The organism is Streptomyces sp. NPDC107559 (assembly GCF_055657365.1).
Map to the genome: position 1 here is coordinate 390796 of NZ_JBVKBD010000005.1, position 19118 is coordinate 409913.

Below are 19118 nucleotides of genomic sequence, written 5' to 3' on the forward strand. Positions count from 1 at the left end.
CCGCACCACGAGACCTGAGAGAATGATGAACATGGCCTCTGACCGACCTCGCGTGCTCTCCGGAATCCAGCCCACCGCAGGCTCGTTCCACCTCGGCAACTACCTCGGCGCCGTCCGCCAGTGGGTGGCCCTCCAGGAGTCCCACGACGCGTTCTACATGGTCGTCGACCTGCACGCGATCACGGTCCCGCAGGACCCCGCGGAGCTGCGCGCGAACACCCGCCTGGCGGCCGCGCAACTCCTCGCGGCCGGCCTCGACCCGGAGCGCTGCACGCTCTTCGTGCAGAGTCACGTGCCCGAGCACGCCCAGCTCGCCTGGATCATGAACTGCCTCACCGGCTTCGGCGAGGCCTCCCGGATGACCCAGTTCAAGGACAAGTCCGCCAAGCAGGGCGCCGACCGGGCGTCCGTGGGCCTGTTCACGTACCCCGTCCTCCAGGTCGCCGACATCCTGCTCTACCAGGCCCACGAGGTCCCGGTCGGCGAGGACCAGCGCCAGCACATCGAGCTGACCCGCGACCTCGCCGAGCGCTTCAACAGCCGCTTCGGCGAGACCTTCACCATCCCGAAGCCGTACATCCTCCGGGAGACGGCGAAGATCTACGACCTCCAGGACCCGTCGATCAAGATGAGCAAGTCGGCGTCCACGCCGAAGGGCCTCATCAACCTCCTCGACGACCCCAAGGCCACGGCGAAGAAGGTCAAGAGCGCGGTCACCGACACGGACACCGTGATCCGCTACGACGCCGAGCACAAGCCGGGCGTCAGCAACCTCCTGACCATCTACTCCACCCTCACCGGCAGGTCGATCGCCGAGCTCGAGCAGGCGTACGAGGGCAAGATGTACGGCGCGCTCAAGACGGACCTCGCCGAGGTCATGGTCGAGTTCGTGACGCCGTTCCGGGAGCGCACCCAGCAGTACCTGGAGGACCCCGAGACGCTCGACTCGGTCCTGGCCAAGGGTGCGGAGAAGGCGCGCGCGGTCGCCGCGGAGACCCTCTCCCAGGCGTACGACAAGGTCGGCTTCCTGCCCGCCAAGCACTGAGGCGCACCACCGCACGCCCGCACGAACGAGCAGAGCGCTGCACATCACTACGGCTGCGCCTGCCCAGACGGCGGTCGTGCCCGTACAGTCGAAGCCGGACGGCTGAGAACAAACCCGGCACACCACCGGCACACGCCGAGCACATCCGACACGACGACAGGAGATGACGTGGGGACCGTAACGATCGGAGTGTCGATCGCGGTCCCGGAGCCTCACGGCAGCGCCCTCCAGGAGCTGCGCGCGGGCTTCGGCGACGCCGCGGCCTACGCCATCCCCACGCACATCACCCTGCTGCCCCCGACCGAGATCGAGGGCGCCCAGGTCCCCGCGGTCGAGGCCCACCTCGTCGAGGTCGCGGGCATCGGCCGGTCCTTCCCGCTGCGGCTGTCCGGCACGGGCACCTTCCGGCCCCTGTCGCCCGTGGTGTACATGCGGATCGTGGCGGGCGCCGAGTCCTGCGCCTGGCTCCAGCAGCAGATCCGTGCCGCCTCGGGGCCGGTGGCCCGCGAGCTCCAGTTCCCGTACCACCCGCATGTCACGGTCGCGCACGGCATCGACGACGCGGCCATGGACCGTGCCTTCGGCGAGCTCGCCGACTACGAGGCCGACTGGCTGTGCACCGGCTTCGCCCTGTACGAGCAGGGTCCCGACGGGGTGTGGCGCAAACTGCGGGAGTTCCCCTTCGGCGGCTCGATGGTGCCGTCGCAGAGCAGCCACGCGGAACAGAACACCCACGTGGAACACGGAACCCTGCCGGCCCGCTAGACCCCGTCCGTCCGTCCGGCCGCCGCGGGAACCCCGCCCGCCGCCGGAACCCCGCCCGCCGCAGGCCGATCGGACGCTCGTCGGCGTGGCGCCGGTCACGATCCCGTGTTTACGGGGTACGAGGACATCGGTGTTTCTTCACGAGGGCCCGCATCGGTGTTCCCTCGCGAGGGCCACGGACACGGGCACGACGGCGGCGCGACGGGCAGGGGCGGATCATGGACTGGCTGAAGAAGCTCCCCTGGATCGGGCCGCCGGCCACGCGCCTGATGGCCACGCACGCGTGGCGCTCGTACGAACGTCTGGACCGGGTGAAGTGGACCAGACTGGCCGCCGCGATGACCTTCATCAGCTTCATCGCGCTCTTCCCGCTGTTGACGGTGGGTGCCGCGATCGCCGCCGCCACCCTCAGCCCCGCACGGCAGAAGGCCATCGAGGACAAGATCTCCGAGCAAGTGCCCGGCATCTCCGACCAGTTGGACCTCGACGCCCTGATCCAGAACGCCGGTACCGTCGGTCTCATCGCCGCCGCCGTGCTGCTGGTCACCGGCATCGGCTGGGTCGGCCAGATGCGCGACTGTCTGCGCGCGGTCTGGGAGCTGCCCGACAGCGACGAGAACCCCTTCCTGCGCAAGGCCAAGGACGCCGGTGTCCTCGTCGGCCTCGGCGGCGCACTGATGATCACGCTCGGCACGTCCACCCTCGCCTCCTCCGCCGTCGGGTGGGGCGCCAGGAGCGTCGGGCTCGACGAGCACGGCTGGGGCAGCGTCCTGCTGCGGGTCGCCGCGTTCGCCGTCTCCGCGCTCGCCGACTTCCTGCTGCTGCTCTATCTCCTCACCCTGCTGCCGGGCGTCGAACCGCAGCGCCGCCGGCTCCTGGTGGCCGCGCTGCTCGGCGCGGTCGGCTTCGAGCTGCTGAAGCTGCTGCTGAGCGGTTACATGCAGGGCGTGGCCACCAAGAGCATGTACGGGGCGTTCGGCGTGCCCGTCGCCCTGCTGCTGTGGATCAACTTCACCGCGAAGCTGCTGCTGTACTGCGCCGCCTGGACGGCGACGCAGGGCAAGGGCGTCGAGGCCGGAGGCGGCGAGGTCAGCGGCGGCGGCGCATCAGATCCGGCAGCGGCCAGCGGCGGTTGACCAGGAACGCGCCGGCCGCCAGGACCACCAGCAGCCCGCCGCTGATCGCGAGCGCGATCCCCATCCCGCCGGAGCCGCCGGAGGGCGCCGAGGCCACCGGCTTCCCGGACCCCGCGACGCCGCCGGGGTTCTCCCCGTCGGGCCCGGTGGCGCCCGGCTGGACGACGGACTGGGCGGCACCCCTCGGTGCCACCAGCTCACCCACCGGCCGTACCTTGCCTGCTGCGTTGAAGCCCCAGTCCAGCAGCTTCGCGGCCTCCTTGTAGACCTCGTTGTGCTCTTCCTTGCCCGGATTCATGACCGTGACGAGCAGTACCCGGCCGCCTCGCTCGGCGACAGCGGTGAAGGTGGCGCCCGCGTTGGTGGTGTTGCCGTTCTTGACGCCCGCGATGCCCTGGTAGACCGAGACGTCGCTGTCGCCGCTCAGCAGCCGGTTGGTGTTCTCGATCTCGAAGGTCTCGCGGACCGACTTGCCCTTGGCGTTCTTCGACGTCTTGCCGGGGAACTCGGCCCGCACGGTCGAGCAGTACTCGCGGAAGTCCTTCTTCTGAAGTCCCGAGCGGGCGAACAGGGTGAGGTCGTAGGCGGAGGAGACCTGCCCCGGGGCGTCGTAGCCGTCCGGTGTCACCACATGCGTGTCGAGGGCCTGGAGTTCCTCGGCATGCGCGTTCATCTCCGCGACGGTCCTGTCCACGCCATGGTTCATGGCCGACAGCACGTGCACCGCGTCGTTCCCGGAGCGCAGGAAGACACCGAGCCACAGGTCGTGGACCGTGTAGGTCTCCTCCTCCTTTATCCCCACCACGCTGGAGCCGGACCCGATGCCCGCCAGGTCGGCGGTGGTGACCTTGTGCTTCTCGCTGCTGGGGAACTTCGGCAGCAGGGTGTCGGCGAACAGCATCTTCAGCGTGCTCGCCGGGGGCAGCCGCCAGTGGGCGTTGGCCGCGGCGAGCACCTGGCCGGACTCGGCGTCGGCGACGATCCAGGAGCGCGCGGTCAGGTCCTTCGGCAGTACGGGTGCACCGGCGCCCAGATCGGCCTGCGCCCCCGCCCGGCCGAGCCGCTCACCGCCCACGCGCGACATGTTCGCCGGGGGCGTGGCCGACGGACTCGCCGACGGACTCGCCGACGGGCTGGTCGACGGACTCGGGCTCGCGAAAGAGGCGGGCGCGGTCAGCGCGAGGGACAGACAGGTCGCGGGAATGACCAACAGGGATCGCCGGACGGTCGTATGAAGTGCGGGCACGATCGAGAACGTACATGTCCCACCCCGCGAAGTCCCAGCAGCCACCCCACCCCGGTCACGGAACCGGACACCGGGCGGCGATACTGAACGCATGAAGCTCAGCCGCCCGGTCTCCTGGTTCCTGCTCGCCTTCGGGGTGTGGAGTCTGGTCATCTGGGTCACTTTCGTAAAGAACCTGTTCAAGGACACAAGCGGGCTCGCGTTCGACAACGGGCATCCCACCGCGTACTTCTGGGTGCATCTGGCGCTCGCCGTCGCCTCCTTCGTATGGGGGACGGTCATCGGGCTCATCGGGTTGCGCGGACTGCGCGCACTGCGCGGCACGTCATAACGGACACAGGGGATACGCACAGTGGTCATCGTCTTCGCGCTGCTCGCCCTGACGGTCCTGGGCGTGCTGGTGGCGGCCAACCGCTACCTGTGGCAACGGCTGTTCCGCGACACGACCCGTGGCCCGGGACGCGCGCGCCGCGCGGGTGCCCTCGTCATCGCGGGCGGCTGGGTGCTGGCGGTCGGCGCCCTCGTCGCCGAGCGCGCCGGGGCCCCCTTCTGGCTCCAGCGGACGCTGGCCTGGCCGGGCTTCCTGTGGCTGGCCCTGTCGATCTACCTGCTGCTCGCGATGCTGGCCGGCGAGGCCGTACGGCCCCTGCTGCGCCGCTTCCCCGACCGGCGGGCGGCCGCCGCCGTGGCCGTACCGCGGCCCGAGACCGCACCGGCGACCGTGCCGCAGACCGGCATGCAGCAGGCCGGTCTCCCGGATTCCCCGCCTCCCGCGACGCCCGCCGACCCCGCGGCCTCCGCCGAATCCGACGGCCCCGCCGACCCCGCGGGATCCCCCGAGTCGGCCCGGCCGTCCGCCGAGCCCTCCCGTCGGCTCTTCGTCTCCCGTGTCGTCGCCGGCGCCGCTGCCGCGGCCGCCGTCGGCACGGTCGGTTACGGCACCTACGGCGTCCTGCGCGGCCCGCGGGTCAAGCGGGTCACCGTCCCGCTGGCCAAACTCCCGCGCGCCGCCCACGGTTACCGGATCGCGGTGGTCAGCGACATCCACCTCGGCCCGGTCCTCGGGCACGGTTTCGCCCAGAAGGTCGTCGACACGATCAACTCGACCCAGCCCGACCTGATCGCGGTCGTCGGCGACCTGGTCGACGGCAGCGTCAAGGACCTGGGTCCGGCCGCGGCACCGCTCGCGCAACTGAGGGCCCGGCACGGGTCCTTCTTCGTCACCGGCAACCACGAGTACTTCTCCGGCGCCGCCCAGTGGGTGGCGGAGGTCCGCCGTCTGGGCCTGCACCCCCTGGAGAACGCCCGTACCGAGATGCCGTACTTCGACCTCGCCGGTGTCAACGACCTGCGCGGCGAGAGCGAGGGCCAGGGGCCCGACTTCGCCAAGGCGCTCGACGACCGCGACCCGGCACGCGCGTGCGTGCTCATGGCTCACCAGCCGGTCCAGATCCACCAGGCGGTCGAGCACGGCGTCGACCTCCAGCTCTCCGGCCACACCCACGGCGGTCAGCTGTGGCCCGGCAACTTCATCGCGGCGGCGGCCAATCCGACGGTGGCGGGCCTGGAGCGCTACGGCGACACCCAGCTGTACGTCTCCCGGGGCGCGGGCGCCTGGGGGCCGCCGACCCGGGTGGGCGCGCCTTCGGACATCACCGTGATCGAATTGGCGTCGAAGCAGACTTGATCGGATCAGACCTGACCGGATCAAGAGGGGTCAGATCGAGAATGACCGGATCAAGAAGGGCCGGATCGAGAATGATCGGAATTCGGTCGGGAACTCTTTGACACTGTGGATTCCGGTTCCTCGTCAGCGCCTTGTGAGATTCCTGTGCAACCGTTCCTGGATAACGGCCTGCATGTTCTTTCTCCGGTCACCGGAATCTCACCTGAATTCCCTTTCCCCACCGGAATCGCCTGTGGTTAGGTGACGGCGCCGCCAGGGCTTGCCGGGCAGGTCCCGAGAGGAGCGGCATTGCGCTGGGGCGCCTGGGGAGGGCACCGTGCGATCCGTTCGCGGGAGAATTCTGGCGACGCTGCTCGTGCTGGCGGCGGTCGCGGCCGGCGGCTGGCAGCTGCTGCCGGCGAAGAGCGGCAAGGACGGCACCATCACGGTCGGTACGACGGACAACGTCACCTCGCTCGATCCGGCCGGTGCCTACGACGCCGGATCCTGGGCGTTGTACAGCAATGTCTTCCAGTCGCTGCTCACCTTCGAGCCCGGCGGCAGCGACCCCGTGCCGGACGCGGCCGAGAGCTGTTCCTTCCCGGACGGCGGCTTACACACCTATCAGTGCAGGCTGCGCAAGGACATCACATTCCCCAGCGGCCGGGTGATGACCGCCGAGGACGTGAAGTTCTCCTTCGACCGGATCAAGAAGATCAATTCACCTGTCGGGCCGGTGTCCTTGTTCTCCACCCTCGCCTCGGTGGACGCCCAGGGCTCGACCGTCACCTTCCATCTGTCGGCGTCCGACGCCACTTTCCCGTTCAAGGTGGCCACCGGCGCCGGCTCGATCGTCGACAGCACGCGCTATCCGGGGGACGCCCTGCGCACCCGCTCCGGCGTCGACGGCAGCGGGCCGTACACCCTGACGTCGTACACGAAGGGCCGTACGGCGGTCCTGGCGCCCAACGAGCGGTACCGGGGCGCCCTGGGCATCGGGCAGCCCGTCGAGCTGCGCTACTACAAGAACGCCGGGGCGCTGGAGAACGCCTGGAACAGCCACCGGGTCCAGGTCGCGGGGCGGCAGCTGCCGCCCCGGTTCCTCGCCGGCCTCTCCGCGAGCGACCCCGACCGGCGGGTCTTCGAGTCGGCCGGTTCGGAGACCCGCAACCTGTACTTCGACACCCGCGCCGGCTCCCCGCTGCACGACGCCCGCGTCCGCCGCGCCCTGGCCTGGCTGGTCGACCGGGACCGGCTGGCCGCGACCGTGTACGCGGACACCGTCGAGTCGCTGTACTCGCTGATCCCGGCCGGTATCACCGGCCACAGCACGCCGTTCTTCGACGCCTACCCCGGGCCGGATCCGGCCCGGGCGGGGCAGCTGCTGGCCGAGGCAGGGGTGAGCGCCCCGGTCCGCTTCACCTACGGCTACGCCCTGGGCAGCGGCGCCGCCGCCGAGGAGGCCGCGGAACTCAAGCGCCAGCTGGAGGCCGGCGGCCTGTTCCAGGTGACGGTCAAGGGATACGAGTGGACCGACTTCCAGAAGCGGTGGGCCGGCGGCAGGCTCGACGCGTACGCCGTCGGCTGGGTCGCCGACTACCCCGACCCGGACACCTTCGCCGCCCCGCTCGTCGGTACCGGCAGCACCATGAACACCGGCTACCGCAACAGCCACGTCGACGAACTGATCCTCGCCACCCGGCAGACCGCCGACCGCGGCCGGGTCAGCGACGACTTCCGGGCGCTCCAGGCGGACGTCGCCGCGGATGTACCGCTGATCCCGTTGTGGCAGCGCAAGGAGTACGTCGTCAGCACCGAGGACGTCGGCGGCGGTCAGTACCTCTCGGACGGCAACGGCATGTTCCGGCTCTGGCGGCTGACCTGGATCTGACCATCGCGCCCGGCCCGGATCCGGGGACCTGGCTTGGACCGGGGTCCCGGCGGGCAGTCACCCCCGGGCGGCACTCTGTGGCGAAGCTGTGTGCGGGACGGGGAGCAGACGTGATGAGACGCAACTCCTTCCGGCTGCCCCGGCACCCGGCGTCCGTCGGGCTGGCCCGGCGCCGGGTGCGGGACCACCTGTCCGACTGGGGGCACTCGCCCGGCGAACCGGCGCTCGACGACGCGGTCCTGCTGGTGTCCGAGCTCGCCACCAACGTCGTACGCCACGGGCCTTTGCAGGAGCGGGAGTTCGAGGTGGCGGTGACCGCGCTGGCCGACGGCTCCTGCCTCATCGAGGTGTCCGACGAGGGCCGTGTGCAGCCTCGGCTGCGGGTGGTCGGGGAGTACGCGGAGGCCGGACGGGGCCTGCACCTCGTGGAGCGGGTCGCCGCGGCCTGGGGAGTGTGGGGCCGGGGCCGGCACGGCAAGACGGTCTGGGCACTGGTCCTGGCCCCCGGCGCCTGACCTCCGCACGGAACCTGGACACACCGCCCCAGCCCCAGCCTCAGCCCCAGTTCCAGCCTCAGCCGGAGCCGGAGCCGGAGCCGGCCCGCACGGCCGTGCCACGGGCCGCGGGCAGCGTCACCGTCACCGCGAGGCCCGCGCCGGGCGCCGTGCGCACCGCGACATCGCCGCCGTGCGCCCGTACGACGCCCTGCACGATCGCCAGGCCCAGACCGCTGCCCGCGCCGCCGCCGGCCCGGAAGAAGCGGTCGAAGACACGCGACGCGTCCTCCGCCGCCAGCCCGGGACCCTCGTCCGCCACACACAGCCGTACGACACCGTCCGAGCGTTCCACCCCGAGCCGCACCGGCACGTCCGGCGGGGTGTGGGTGCGCACGTTGGCCACCAGGTTGCCGAGCACCTGACGCAGCCCCGACTCGTCGGCGTGCACCAGCAGCGCGCCGTCGGCGCCGACCGAGACGGGCCGTCCGGGCTGCTGCGCCCGCAGGTCCTGGGCCGCGTCCCGGACCAGGGCGCTGACGTCGACGTTGTGCAGCCGCAGTTCGGGCTGCTGGTCGAGACGGGCGAGCAGGAGCAGCTCGTCCACCAGATGTCCCATGCGGTCGGCCTCCGCCATCATCCGGTCCCAGGCCCGCTTGCGTTCGGCGGGCTCGCGCAGCATCCCCCGGTCGTACAGCTGGAGGTAGCCGCGGATCGCGGACAGCGGGGTGCGCAGCTCGTGCGAGGCGTCGGCGACGAACCGGCGCAGCTGCGCCGCCGTGCGCTCGCGCGTGCGATAGGCCGACTCCACCTGGTGGAGCATGGCGTTGAGGGCCAGCCGCAGCTGTTCGACCTCGTGCGTCGGCTGGTGCCGGGACGGTATCCGCCGGGTCAGGTCCCCCTCGGCTATCGCCGACGAGGTCTCCACCATGTCCTCCAGCGGCAGCATCCGGCGGCGCACGCTGAACAGGGTGAGACAGGCGAGCAGCGCCAGCAGCAGGGTGCCGACGGCGAGGTCCAGCTTGAGCGCCTTGGCGATGCCCTTGTGCAGGGCGTCCGTCGAGATGGCCAGCAGGATGTCCGTGCCGTCGGACAGCCGGATCGCGGTGGCCCGGTACGGGGTGCCGTCCACCGTCACGTCCCGGGGTTCGGCGTCGTCGACGAGTCCGCGCGGGTCGCCGACCGCGCGGGCCAGTCCGCGCTGCGTGTCGGTCGGGGCGATCCCGAGGACCGAGACGGCCGTGCCGGACTCGCCGTCCACGGCGACGAAGACGGTGTCCGGCGCCGGACGGTCCTCGGCCCGCTCGGAGGTGATGTGCTCGCGGATGAGACCCAGCGCGGCGAACGAGTCGATCTGCCGCAGCGTCAGATGCGAACCGGACAGCGAGTCACGGGTCTTGGTCAGCTGGGAGTCGATCTGGCCGAGCAGGTAGTGCTGCATGCCCATGATGCTGACGGCGGTGGCGGCGATGATGCCCAGGGCGAGCAGCCCCACGTTGGCCAGGGTCAGCTTGACGCGCAGCGAGTGGGTGCCCCGGGCGCGGCGGGGCCGCGCGAGCGCGGGGCGCGGCGGGAGTGCCGGGAGTCTCATGCCAGCCCGTATCCGACGCCCCGCCGGGTGGTGATCACCGGCGCTTCTCCCGGGATGTGCAGCTTGCGGCGCAGATAGCTGATGTAGGTCTCGACGACCGTCGACTCCGGCGGGGTGTGCTCGTACTGCCAGACGTGGCGCAGGAGTTGCTCCTTGGGCACGATCTGTCCGCCGTTGCGCACCAGGAAGCGCAGCAGCGCGTACTCGGTGGGGGTGAGCTCGACCGTGCGCCCGGCGCGGTGCACCGAGTACGTCGTCTCGTCCAGCTCCAGGTCGCCGTGGCGCAGCGGGGGCCGCTGCGGCAGGACGTCGGCGGGCCGGGTGCGGCGCAGCACCGCGGTGATCCGGGCGATCACCTCGTCGATGTTGAACGGCTTGGTGATGTAGTCGTCACCGAAGCCGAGCGCGCCGACGATCTCGGCAGGGGAGTCCCGCGCGGTCAGGAACACCAGTGCCAACTGTGGTTGCAGCAGGCGCAGTTCACGGCCCAGGGCGCGGCCGTCGCCGTCCGGCAGCATGACGTCGAGCAGCGCGACGTCGGGCCGCGTGCGCTCCGCGAGGGCGAGCGCCTCGCGGACCGTGCCCGCGGTCATCACCTCGAAGCGGTGGTAGCGCAGCGCGATGGTGAGGACGTCCGCGATGCTCGGCTCGTCCTCCACGACCAGCACGGTGCCGGGGGCGGTCGACATGCCCCCAGTATCGGTGCGCAGACCCGGCGCCGGGCCGGTTGCCGCTTTGGAGTTCCTTGAGAGTCGTGCGTGAGCCGTGTCCCTGCGCGCCCGGCGCCGCCGATGCTGTTGCCCTGGCCCGGGGGGACCGGTCGACCGGCCGGTCATCGAACAAGGAGATGTGAACGTGGCGGCATTGGCACGGTGGTGCTACCGGCACCGGCTCGTGGTCCTGTTGCTGTGGGTGGGGGCGCTGTTCGGGCTGGGCTTCTCGGCCTCGACGGCGGGCACGGACTACGCGAACGTCTTCGCCCTGCCGAACACGGACTCCACGAAGGCCTACGACCTGATGGAGAAGGCCTTCCCCGAGCGCGCGGGCGACACCGACACGGTGGTGTGGAAGGTCGACGACCTCCACCGGGGAACGGTCCGGGACCAGGACGTACGGGACCTGATCGAGCCCGCGCTGGCGAAGATCGCGAAGATGGACGGCGTCGGGGAGGTCGTCGACCCCTACTCCCCGCGCGGCGCGGCGCAGATCAGCGGCGACGGGCGCATCGCCTACGCCCAGATCACCTTCACCGAGCGGGCCAACGCCGTCCCGAAGGAGCTCGTCCAGGACGTCGTCGACACCGCGCGGAAGGTGGGGGTCCAGGCCAGGGGGCTCCAGGTCGAGCTCGGCGGCCAGGCCATCCAGCGCGCGCAGGAACCGCCCACGGGCCTGGCCGAGATGGTCGGTCTCGCGGCCGCGGCGGTCGTGCTGTTCCTCGCCTTCGGCTCGCTCGCCGCGATGTCCCTGCCGATCGGCGTGGCGATCTTCGGCGTCGGCACGGGCCTGTTCTCGACCCAGCTGCTCAGCCACGTCACCGCCGTCCCCGACCTGGCCCCGCTGCTCTCCTCGCTGATCGGCCTCGGCGTCGGCATCGACTACGCCCTGTTCATCGTCACCCGGCACCGGCGCGGCCTGCTGCGCGGCGTCGACCCGGAGGAGGCGGCGGTCACCGCCCTGAACACCTCGGGCCGGGCGGTGCTGTTCGCGGGCGGCACGGTGTGCATCGCGCTGGCCGGGATGCTGGTGACGAACCTGCGCTTCCTGGACGGCGTGGTCATCGGCACCTCCCTCACCGTGGTGCTGAGCGTGTTCGCGGCCACCACCCTGCTGCCCGCCCTGCTCGGTCTGCTCGGTCCGCGCGTCCTCAGCCGCAGGCAGCGGCGCAGGCTGGCCGCCGAGGGCCCCGAGCCGGAGCGTGCGAGCGGGCTCGCGGCGCGCTGGTCGGCGGGTGTGCAGCGGCGTCCGCGCCTGGTCGCGGTGGTCGCCGTGGCCGTCATGGCCGTACTCGCCGTGCCCGTGCTGTCGTTGCGGCTGGGCGCCACCGACCAGGGCAACGACGACACCACGACGACCACCAGGCAGGCGTACGACCTGCTCGCGGAGGGCTTCGGGCCCGGCTTCAACGGCCCGCTCCAGGTGGTCACGTCCGACGGAGGCACGAGCGCGCTCGTCAAGGGGATCGAGGCGACCGACGGGGTGGCCAGGGTGGCCGCGCTGCCGCCCGCTCAGGGCGTCACCGTCATCCAGGTCGTGCCCACCACCTCGCCCCAGTCCAAGGAGACCGACGACCTCATCGACACCCTGCGCGACGAGGTCATCCCGCGCTCGGGCGTGAGCGCGCACGTCGGCGGGGTCACCGCGGTCTCCAAGGACTTCGCGTCCGTCACCGGCGACCGGCTGCCGCTCTTCGTCGTCACCATCATCGGCCTGAGCTTCCTGCTGCTCCTGGTCGCCTTCCGCTCCCTGATGGTGCCGCTGACGGCCGCGGTGATGAACCTGATCGCCGCGGCGGCCTCCTTCGGCGTGCTGGTCGCGATCTTCCAGTGGGGCTGGGGCCTGGGCCTGCTCGGCCTCGGCAAGGAGGGGCCGATCAACGCCTTCCTGCCGGTCATCATGCTGTCCCTGCTGTTCGGCCTGTCCATGGACTACCAGGTGTTCCTGGTCAGCCGGATGCACGAGGAGTGGGTGCACACCCGCGACAACGCCCGCGCGGTCCGGGTCGGCCTGGCGGAGACCAGCCGGGTCATCAACAGCGCGGCCCTGATCATGGTCTGTGTGTTCCTGGCGTTCGTCCTGAGCGGTGACGCGGGCGCGGCGGTGGCGGGCGTCGGCCTGGCGGCCGCGGTGGCGCTGGACGCGTTCGTCCTGCGTACGGCGCTGGTGCCGGCCGTGATGCACCTGCTGGGCGGCTCCAACTGGTGGCTGCCGGCCTGGCTGGACAAGCGGCTGCCGCATCTCGCGGTGGAGCCGAAGGAGGCCCCGTCGGACCCGCCCCGCCCGGACACCGAGGACGAGGGCCCCGCCACGGTGGTCCACGGCTTCGTCCGTACGGCGGACGATGAGCCGGCCGAGGGTGCGAGCGTGACGCTGCTGTCCGCGGACGGCAGCCGGCTGGACCGGGTGACCTCCCTGGCCGACGGCTCGTACATCGTGTCGGTACCGGGACCGGGCGCCTATCTGCTGACGGTGACGGCGGGACCGTACGGCCCGCAGGTCCGGCAGGTGACGGTGGCGGACGGACCGTTGGTGTACGACGTGGAGCTGGCCGAGGGGGAGGTGGACGCGGTCAACTAGCGTCCGACCGGCCCGCCTCGAGAATCGCGTTGACGTCGAGAGTGACCTCGGCGCCGATGACCGCGGGCAGAGTGACGACTTCGCCGGGGGAGTACGGGCGGTGGTTCTCGTAGTCGTCCCCGGCGGGGTCGGTCAGGACGTGGAGGCGCTGGTGCTTGCGGTCGACGATCACGTAGACCGGGATCTTGGCGCCGGCGTAGGCCTTGACCTTGTGGCGCAGGTCGGTCTTCCAGTTGCTTGAGGTGACCTCCAGGACCAGGCGGAAGCAGACCGGGTCGTAGCAGTTGTTCTCGACGAAGTGGTCCCGGAAGTCGGCGTCTACCAGGGACAGGTCGGGGATCGCGTAGTCCTCGGCGCCGGTCGGCAGCCAGAGGCCGACGCCTTGGACGACCCGGGTGTCGATGCCCTGCAGTCCTGCGGAGATGAAAGGGACCATGAGGTCGGTCAGGGCCACGGCGTGCGGGCCGTCGGGCGGCGGGGACGCGAGGATCTGGCCTCCGATGATCTCGACGCGGTAGCCCGGATTGCGGTCCATGAGCCGATTGGCCTCCGCGATCAGCGGACGGTCTCCGTGGGGCCGTTCGACGGATGCTGCGGACATCGCGTGCCTCTCGTGGGCTGGTGTCGAGAGCATCATCGTAGGCAGCCGGGACCATCGGTGTCCCCTTCGAACCGCTTCATCCGAAAGTGATCACTCCGCCTCGGCTCCCCGCCCCTTGCGCGCCGGGTCCGGCAGCGCCTTCGTCATCCCCGGCAGGAAGTCCGTGAACAGCTCGTGGACCTCCAGCACCAGCGGCCGCAGCACCCGGAAGCGGGCCAGCGCCACGCCGCGTCCGGTGAGGCGGGCGCCGCGCTCGGCGAGGCGGTAGCTGCGCTCGCGCCCCGCCGTCCGGTCGAAGATCCAGTACAGGACGAGCCCCATCTGGGAGAGCCACATCAGCTCCGGCAGCACGTCCCGCAGTTCGGGGGCCACCTTGGTCTTCGCCCCCGCGAGCACCTCCCGGTGGACGCCGATGGCCTCCACGCGCGCGTGCTCCGACTCCGGGGAGAAGGGGCTGAGCGGGCTGTCGGGGTCGGCGGCGTTCTTGAAGAACTGCACCGCGAACTCGTGGTACGGCGTGGCGACGTCCAGCCAGGTCCGCAGCACCCCGGCGAGCCGCGCCTCCAGACTCGTCTCCCGGTCCAGGATCTCCCGGACCGCCTCCCGGTGCTCGGCGGCGAGGCGGTCGTAGAAGCCCTGGATCAGGTGCTCCTTGCCGGAGAAGTAGTAGTACGCGTTGCCGACGGAGACCCCGGCCTCCTGGGCGATGGCCCGCATGGTCGTCTTGTCGTAGCCACGCTCCTGGAACAGCCGCATCGCCGTCTCCAGGATCAGCGCGCGGGTCTGCTCGGACTTGCTGGGCGTGTCGCCGTCGCCGGGGCTCTCGTTGTTCGCAGGCACGGTAGGAGAGCCTAACGAGTGCGACAGGTGCCGTCGTCGCAGCCGGGGGAGCTTGGGCCGTCGTACGTCCACCCGTGGGCGGGATCGTAGGACCAGCCGTCCGTGCGCGGGTAGGCCCGGCCGCCCCACTGGCTCCCGCGCCACCTGGCGGCGGCGAGGACGGCGCCCTTGGCGAGCTTCGCCCCGGACGGGGTGCTCAGCCGGTGGGCGAGCGGCCGGTGTTCGCGCAGTGCCCACAGGGTGACGACCCAGGCGGCCGCGCCCCGGTAGACCTGGCCGCCGTCGCCGACGACCGTCACGTCGTCCAGTGTGGCGTCGTGGTCGAGGCCGGGAAAGCGCCCCCGGGCCTCGGCCGAGGCGGCCGGGACGAACTCCAGCGGCACCAGCTGGCGCTGGCGCACCAGCCAGTCGCGCACGAAGGTGCACAGTGAGCACTGCGCGTCGTACAGCACGGTGAGCCCGCGGACCGGGACGCGCGGGGCGTCCCGGTCCGCGGCGGTGGCCGGCACGCCGCTCACGCCCCGGTGGTGGGGGCGACCCAGCCCTGCGGGGCGACCGGCGGCACCTGCTCCCGCTCCAGCACCCCGCGCCGCCGGATCCGGCTGAGCACGTACACGTTGCCCAGGTGCATCACGCCCAGCACCAGCAGCACCACGCCCAGCTTGGTCGACAGGGCCTCGAAGACCTCGCGGGTGTCGCCGATGGTGTCGTCGCCGCTCAGGTACAGCGCGACGAAGCCGAGGTTGACCAGGTAGAAGCCGACCACCAGCAGATGGTTGACGGCGTCCGCGAGCTTCTCGTTCCCGTGCAGCACGTCCGCCAGGAAGACCCGCCCGTTGCGGCTGAGCGTGCGCGCCACCCAGATCGTCAGCGCGATGCTGACCACCAGATAGATGACGTACGCCACGACCGTGAGATCCATGTCCGTCCCCTCCCCTTCTTGAACACGTCTCCTTGAACGCGCCTTTCTTGAACGCGTTCAAAATGCTGTCGGGGATGAATGTAGACCTCCTTTTGAACATGTTCAAGTCGAATCCCGGCCCTGCCTGACGGCCGGTCTACCGCCTTGCGCTGCGGGCCAGTTCGGGGCGCTTGGTGTAGTCCGTCAGGCCGATGACGTTGCCCCAGGGGTCCGCGAACTCGACGGTCCAGCCGGTGGCGGTGGAGAAGGGCTCCTCCAGGGGCGTGATGCCGGCGGCGGCCAGCGAGCGGGCTGCCGACCGGGCGTCCGGCACCTCCAGCCACAGCCGCGGCGACGCCCACGGCGGCGGCCGGTGGCCCAGCGCCTCGTCCAGCCGCAGCAGTACGCCCGGGGTCTCCTTGCCCACCTTCAGCAGCGCGATCCCGGCGTCGTCGAGCCGGAAGGCCGCCGGGAGTCCGGCGCGCTCGTAGAAGCCCACGGCCTCGCCGAGATCCCCTACGGGCAGCAGTACGTTGTCGAGTCCGAGGAGTTCGTATGACACGTCGTCTGACATTCCGTCAGGTTAGGGGCGGGCCGGATGCGGTGCGGAGGGGCTGACCGCGGGCCGAACATGTGATCACCCGTTGAGGTGAAGCGCCGTCCGCTCCCGCCCGGCCCGCCCCGAACAGCCGCGGTGGGCCCGGGGATCCGGACCCGGCGGCCGGTTGTCAGTGGCGGCTCGTACTGTCTTCGGCATGGGAATGGTGACGTTCGTCGACGAGACGACCAGTGGGGACCGGGGCGCCGGCTGGGGGATCGAGATCGCCGAGGAGCGGCTCGCGTTGCGCGAGCTGATCCGGCGGCGGGTCTTCCAGGAGGTCGCCGAGTACAACGCGCGGCAGCCGGGGGTGTTCCAGGGGCTCGTGCAGCCCGAGGACACCGAGCGCGTGCTGAACGGCTACGCGCTGCGCACCCCCCGCCGGATAGACCCGGAGGCGCAGACCGCTCTGGCGCTCAAGGCGTTCGCGGGCAACGGCTTCCTGGTGCTCGTGGGAGACCGTCAGGTGACGGACCTCGACGAGGAGATCGACCTGCTCCTGGGCACCGAGGTCACCTTCCTCAAGCTCGTCGCGCTGGTGGGGGGATGACGATGGCCCGCTCACATCTGCAGCGGATCCGCGCGTGGGCGGACGAGGGCAACATGGGGGAGCTCGCCACCGAGGCCCTCAAGGTCGCCGTGGCCTACGACGGACACTGGGGCGCCGGCTGGACCGCGGTCCTCGACCTGCTGAAGGAGCTGCCCGCCGAGCAGCGGACCCGGCTCGCCGACGCGCTGGTAAAGCGCTACCCCTCGGTCGGCGAGGAGTCGGACGCCCGGACCAACGCGCTCACCCTGCTCGGCGTCGTCTGCCGGGGCCTGCCCGGAGACCGGCTCGCTGCGGAGCGGCTGAGGCAGCTCGACGAACTCGGCACGCAGTACATCTTCTGGTACGAGCGGCTGGCCGGGCTCGTCGAGGCCGAGCTGGCGACCGGCCGCCCGCTGGCCCCTGCCGTCGTCGCGGTGATCCGCCGCACCGTCATGGACACCTACCGCGTCTCGGACGCGGGAGACCTGGCGAAGAAGCTCACGGAGCCCGCCCTCAACGTCGGCGAGGAATGGGCCGAGCGGGCCCTGCGGGACGGCACCGGCCCCGACTGGCAGGCCCTGCTGACCCACCTGACGACCGCCACCGCCTCCAAGCCCTCCGCCAAGTGGGACCAGCGGGCCCGCGCCCTCGTCGAGGCCCTCGGCGCCGACCGGGTCCGCGTCACCGTGCTGCCCTGGCTCGCCCTCGCCGGCCGCCCCCGGACCTTCCCGCTGTCCGGCCGGATGTACGGGTCGGACCTGAACGACCTCTACGACCCCTACAACGCCAACGCCCTGCGCGGCCTCGCCTGGCTGGTCTCCCTCCTGCCGCCCCACCCGGACACCGCCCGGGCCCTCGGTGCGCTCGTCGAGACCTCCCTGAAGAAGGTCGCCGGAGTCGGCCCGCGCAACCCCAAGGTCGCCAACGCCGGTGTGATCGCGCTGTCCCGCGTCGACAGCGAGGCCGCTCTCGCCGAACTGGCCCGGCTGGCCACCCGGGTGACGTACAAGGCCACGGCGAAGCTCGTCGACGGCGCCCTGGAGGCGCGGGCCGCCGCCCTCGGGCTCAGCCGCGAGGAGATCGAGGAGCTCGCCGTCCCGTCCTACGGGCTCGACGAGGTCGGGCACACCCGGCGCGTCCTCGGCGAGACCACCGCCCTCGTCGAGGTCCAGGGCACCCGTGCCGTACTGAGCTGGCGCAACGCCGCCGGAAAGGCCGTGAAGAGCGTGCCCGCGGCCGTGCGCCGCGACCACGCCGACGAGCTCAAAGAGCTGAAGGCCGCGGTCAAGGACATCGACAAGATGCTGTCGGCGCAGGCCGAGCGCCTGGACCGGCAGCTCCTCGCCCGGCGCACCTGGGCGTACGGCACCTGGCGCGAGCGCTACCTCGACCACCCGCTCGTGGGCACCCTGGCCCGCCGGCTGCTGTGGACCGTCGACGGCACCCCGGTCGGCTTCGCGGACGGCGAACTGCGCACCCTCACCGACGATCCGGTCACCGGCGGCGCGGAGGTCGCCCTGTGGCACCCGGTCGGCCGGGAGCCCGCCGAGGTCGTCGCCTGGCGGGACTGGCTGGAGCGGCACGAGATCACCCAGCCCTTCAAGCAGGCCCACCGCGAGGTGTACCTCCTCACCGACGCCGAGCGCGCCACGGGCACCTACTCCAACCGCTTCGCCGCCCACTTCGTGCGCCAGCACCAGTTCAACTCCCTGGCCGCCGTCAGGGGCTGGCGCAACAAGCTCCGCCTCTGCGTCGACGACGAGGCGCCCCCGGCCACCCGGGAGCTGCCCCAGTGGGGCCTGCGCGCCGAGTACTGGATCGAGGGCGACGGCCAGTACGGCGACGACACCACCGAGTCCGGCAGCTATCTGCGGCTGCGCACCGACCAGGTGCGCTTCTACCCGATCGACGCCCCCGAGAACTCGGCGCACTGCCACGGCGGCGAGTACCGCATGTGGCTGGGCCCCGACGAGAACCCGGTCGAGCCCCTGCCCCTCACCGAGATCCCGCCCCTCGTCCTGTCCGAGGTCCTGCGCGACGTCGATCTGTTCGTGGGGGTCGCGAGCGTCGGCAACGACCCGACCTGGCAGGACGGCGGCCCCGGCGGCCGCTTCCAGGAGTACTGGACGTCGTACGGCTTCGGCGACCTGACGGAGACCGCCCAGACCCGCCGCGCGCTCCTCGACCGGCTGATACCCCGTCTGGCGATAGCCGACCGCTGCACCCTGGAGGGGCGCTTCCTGCATGTGAAGGGCGAGCGCCACACGTACCGGATCCACCTGGGCTCGGGGAACATCCTGATGAGCCCGGACGACCGGTATCTGTGCATCGTGGCGAAGTCCGGGGCGGGCGAACCCCAGACCGGCTACCTGCCGTTCGAGGGCGACCGGATGCTGGCGGTGATCCTCAGCAAGGCGATGCTGCTGGCGGACGATCTGGCGATCACCGATCCCACGATCCTCAGCCAGCTGTGAGAACGCCTCGGGGCCCTGCTTCCGAAGTGACGGAAAACAGGGCCCCG

Annotated in this window: 19 protein-coding genes; 11 read left to right on the forward strand and 8 right to left on the reverse strand. The window is 71.4% G+C overall.

Annotated elements, in window-relative coordinates; genetic code table 11:
* Nucleotides 1-31 precede the first annotated feature (31 nt).
* The 3 genes from trpS (at nucleotide 32) to ACZ7OY_RS18875 (ending at nucleotide 2946) form a co-directional block, all read left to right on the forward strand.
* Nucleotides 32-1045 carry a tryptophan--tRNA ligase gene (gene trpS, locus ACZ7OY_RS18865; RefSeq protein ID WP_471912368.1) on the forward strand — a complete coding sequence of 338 codons (1014 nt, stop codon included), beginning with the start codon at nucleotides 32-34 and terminating at the stop codon, nucleotides 1043-1045.
* Nucleotides 1046-1213: 168 nt separating this feature from the next.
* Entirely contained in the window at nucleotides 1214-1810 is a 597-nt protein-coding gene (locus tag ACZ7OY_RS18870; protein ID WP_471912369.1) for a 2'-5' RNA ligase family protein, read from the forward strand.
* A gap of 218 nt (nucleotides 1811-2028) precedes the next feature.
* A complete protein-coding gene (locus ACZ7OY_RS18875) occupies nucleotides 2029-2946 on the forward strand; it encodes a YihY/virulence factor BrkB family protein (protein WP_471912370.1) in 918 nt (305 codons plus the stop codon).
* On the opposite strand, the gene ACZ7OY_RS18880 is transcribed toward ACZ7OY_RS18875, so the two are convergent.
* Nucleotides 2900-4021 (reverse strand): D-alanyl-D-alanine carboxypeptidase family protein, encoded by a 1122-nt coding sequence (locus tag ACZ7OY_RS18880; protein WP_471912371.1) that lies wholly within the window; start codon nucleotides 4019-4021, stop codon nucleotides 2900-2902. The genes ACZ7OY_RS18875 and ACZ7OY_RS18880 overlap by 47 nt on opposite strands.
* A 22-nt stretch (nucleotides 4022-4043) precedes the next feature.
* Here ACZ7OY_RS18880 and ACZ7OY_RS18885 point away from each other — a divergent pair, with 22 nt between their 5' ends.
* From ACZ7OY_RS18885 to ACZ7OY_RS18905, 5 genes are all read left to right on the forward strand, one after another.
* On the forward strand, nucleotides 4044-4181 hold the full coding sequence (locus ACZ7OY_RS18885) for a hypothetical protein (RefSeq protein ID WP_471912372.1): 138 nt from the start codon (nucleotides 4044-4046) through the stop codon (nucleotides 4179-4181).
* A gap of 102 nt (nucleotides 4182-4283) precedes the next feature.
* On the forward strand, nucleotides 4284-4523 hold the full coding sequence (locus tag ACZ7OY_RS18890) for an SCO4848 family membrane protein (RefSeq protein ID WP_471912373.1): 240 nt from the start codon (nucleotides 4284-4286) through the stop codon (nucleotides 4521-4523).
* A 21-nt stretch (nucleotides 4524-4544) separates the two neighbouring features.
* Nucleotides 4545-5879, forward strand: a complete 1335-nt coding sequence (locus tag ACZ7OY_RS18895) for a metallophosphoesterase (protein WP_471912374.1) — start codon at nucleotides 4545-4547, stop codon at nucleotides 5877-5879.
* A 316-nt stretch (nucleotides 5880-6195) separates the two neighbouring features.
* The gene (locus tag ACZ7OY_RS18900; RefSeq protein ID WP_471912375.1) at nucleotides 6196-7749 is read left to right on the forward strand and encodes an ABC transporter substrate-binding protein; all 1554 of its coding nucleotides are present in this window, start codon (nucleotides 6196-6198) and stop codon (nucleotides 7747-7749) included.
* Nucleotides 7750-7859: 110 nt separating this feature from the next.
* Nucleotides 7860-8264 (forward strand): ATP-binding protein, encoded by a 405-nt coding sequence (locus ACZ7OY_RS18905; RefSeq protein ID WP_375980851.1) that lies wholly within the window; start codon nucleotides 7860-7862, stop codon nucleotides 8262-8264.
* 58 nt (nucleotides 8265-8322) lie between these two features.
* Here the strand turns inward: ACZ7OY_RS18905 and ACZ7OY_RS18910 are convergent, their stop codons facing one another.
* Both ACZ7OY_RS18910 and ACZ7OY_RS18915 read right to left on the reverse strand, forming a co-directional pair.
* Nucleotides 8323-9834 carry a sensor histidine kinase gene (locus ACZ7OY_RS18910; RefSeq protein WP_471912376.1) on the reverse strand — a complete coding sequence of 504 codons (1512 nt, stop codon included), beginning with the start codon at nucleotides 9832-9834 and terminating at the stop codon, nucleotides 8323-8325.
* On the reverse strand, nucleotides 9831-10523 hold the full coding sequence (locus tag ACZ7OY_RS18915; RefSeq protein ID WP_351610512.1) for a response regulator transcription factor: 693 nt from the start codon (nucleotides 10521-10523) through the stop codon (nucleotides 9831-9833). The genes ACZ7OY_RS18910 and ACZ7OY_RS18915 overlap by 4 nt, the downstream gene beginning before the upstream one ends.
* A gap of 175 nt (nucleotides 10524-10698) precedes the next feature.
* Between ACZ7OY_RS18915 and ACZ7OY_RS18920 the strand changes: the two genes are divergently transcribed.
* Nucleotides 10699-13128: an MMPL family transporter gene (locus tag ACZ7OY_RS18920; protein ID WP_471912452.1), complete on the forward strand. Its 2430-nt coding sequence runs from the start codon at nucleotides 10699-10701 to the stop codon at nucleotides 13126-13128.
* Here the strand turns inward: ACZ7OY_RS18920 and ACZ7OY_RS18925 are convergent.
* From ACZ7OY_RS18925 to ACZ7OY_RS18945, 5 genes are all read right to left on the reverse strand, one after another.
* Nucleotides 13121-13729, reverse strand: a complete 609-nt coding sequence (locus ACZ7OY_RS18925; RefSeq protein ID WP_471912377.1) for a Uma2 family endonuclease — start codon at nucleotides 13727-13729, stop codon at nucleotides 13121-13123. The two genes, ACZ7OY_RS18920 and ACZ7OY_RS18925, sit on opposite strands and share 8 nt — an antisense overlap.
* Nucleotides 13730-13819: 90 nt before the next feature.
* Nucleotides 13820-14569 carry a TetR/AcrR family transcriptional regulator gene (locus tag ACZ7OY_RS18930; protein ID WP_471912378.1) on the reverse strand — a complete coding sequence of 250 codons (750 nt, stop codon included), beginning with the start codon at nucleotides 14567-14569 and terminating at the stop codon, nucleotides 13820-13822.
* A gap of 11 nt (nucleotides 14570-14580) precedes the next feature.
* Nucleotides 14581-15087, reverse strand: a complete 507-nt coding sequence (locus tag ACZ7OY_RS18935) for a thiol-disulfide oxidoreductase DCC family protein (protein WP_471912379.1) — start codon at nucleotides 15085-15087, stop codon at nucleotides 14581-14583.
* Nucleotides 15084-15491 (reverse strand): hypothetical protein, encoded by a 408-nt coding sequence (locus ACZ7OY_RS18940; RefSeq protein WP_471912380.1) that lies wholly within the window; start codon nucleotides 15489-15491, stop codon nucleotides 15084-15086. The genes ACZ7OY_RS18935 and ACZ7OY_RS18940 overlap by 4 nt, the downstream gene beginning before the upstream one ends.
* Before the next feature lie 136 nt (nucleotides 15492-15627).
* Nucleotides 15628-16044, reverse strand: coding sequence for a VOC family protein (locus ACZ7OY_RS18945; protein ID WP_471912381.1), 417 nt, complete (start codon nucleotides 16042-16044; stop codon nucleotides 15628-15630).
* Nucleotides 16045-16225: 181 nt separating this feature from the next.
* Here ACZ7OY_RS18945 and ACZ7OY_RS18950 point away from each other — a divergent pair, with 181 nt between their 5' ends.
* Together ACZ7OY_RS18950 and ACZ7OY_RS18955 are read left to right on the forward strand one after the other, a co-directional pair.
* Nucleotides 16226-16618: a hypothetical protein gene (locus ACZ7OY_RS18950; RefSeq protein WP_471912382.1), complete on the forward strand. Its 393-nt coding sequence runs from the start codon at nucleotides 16226-16228 to the stop codon at nucleotides 16616-16618.
* A 2-nt stretch (nucleotides 16619-16620) separates the two neighbouring features.
* Nucleotides 16621-19071 carry a DUF4132 domain-containing protein gene (locus tag ACZ7OY_RS18955; RefSeq protein WP_471912383.1) on the forward strand — a complete coding sequence of 817 codons (2451 nt, stop codon included), beginning with the start codon at nucleotides 16621-16623 and terminating at the stop codon, nucleotides 19069-19071.
* Nucleotides 19072-19118 lie beyond the last annotated feature (47 nt).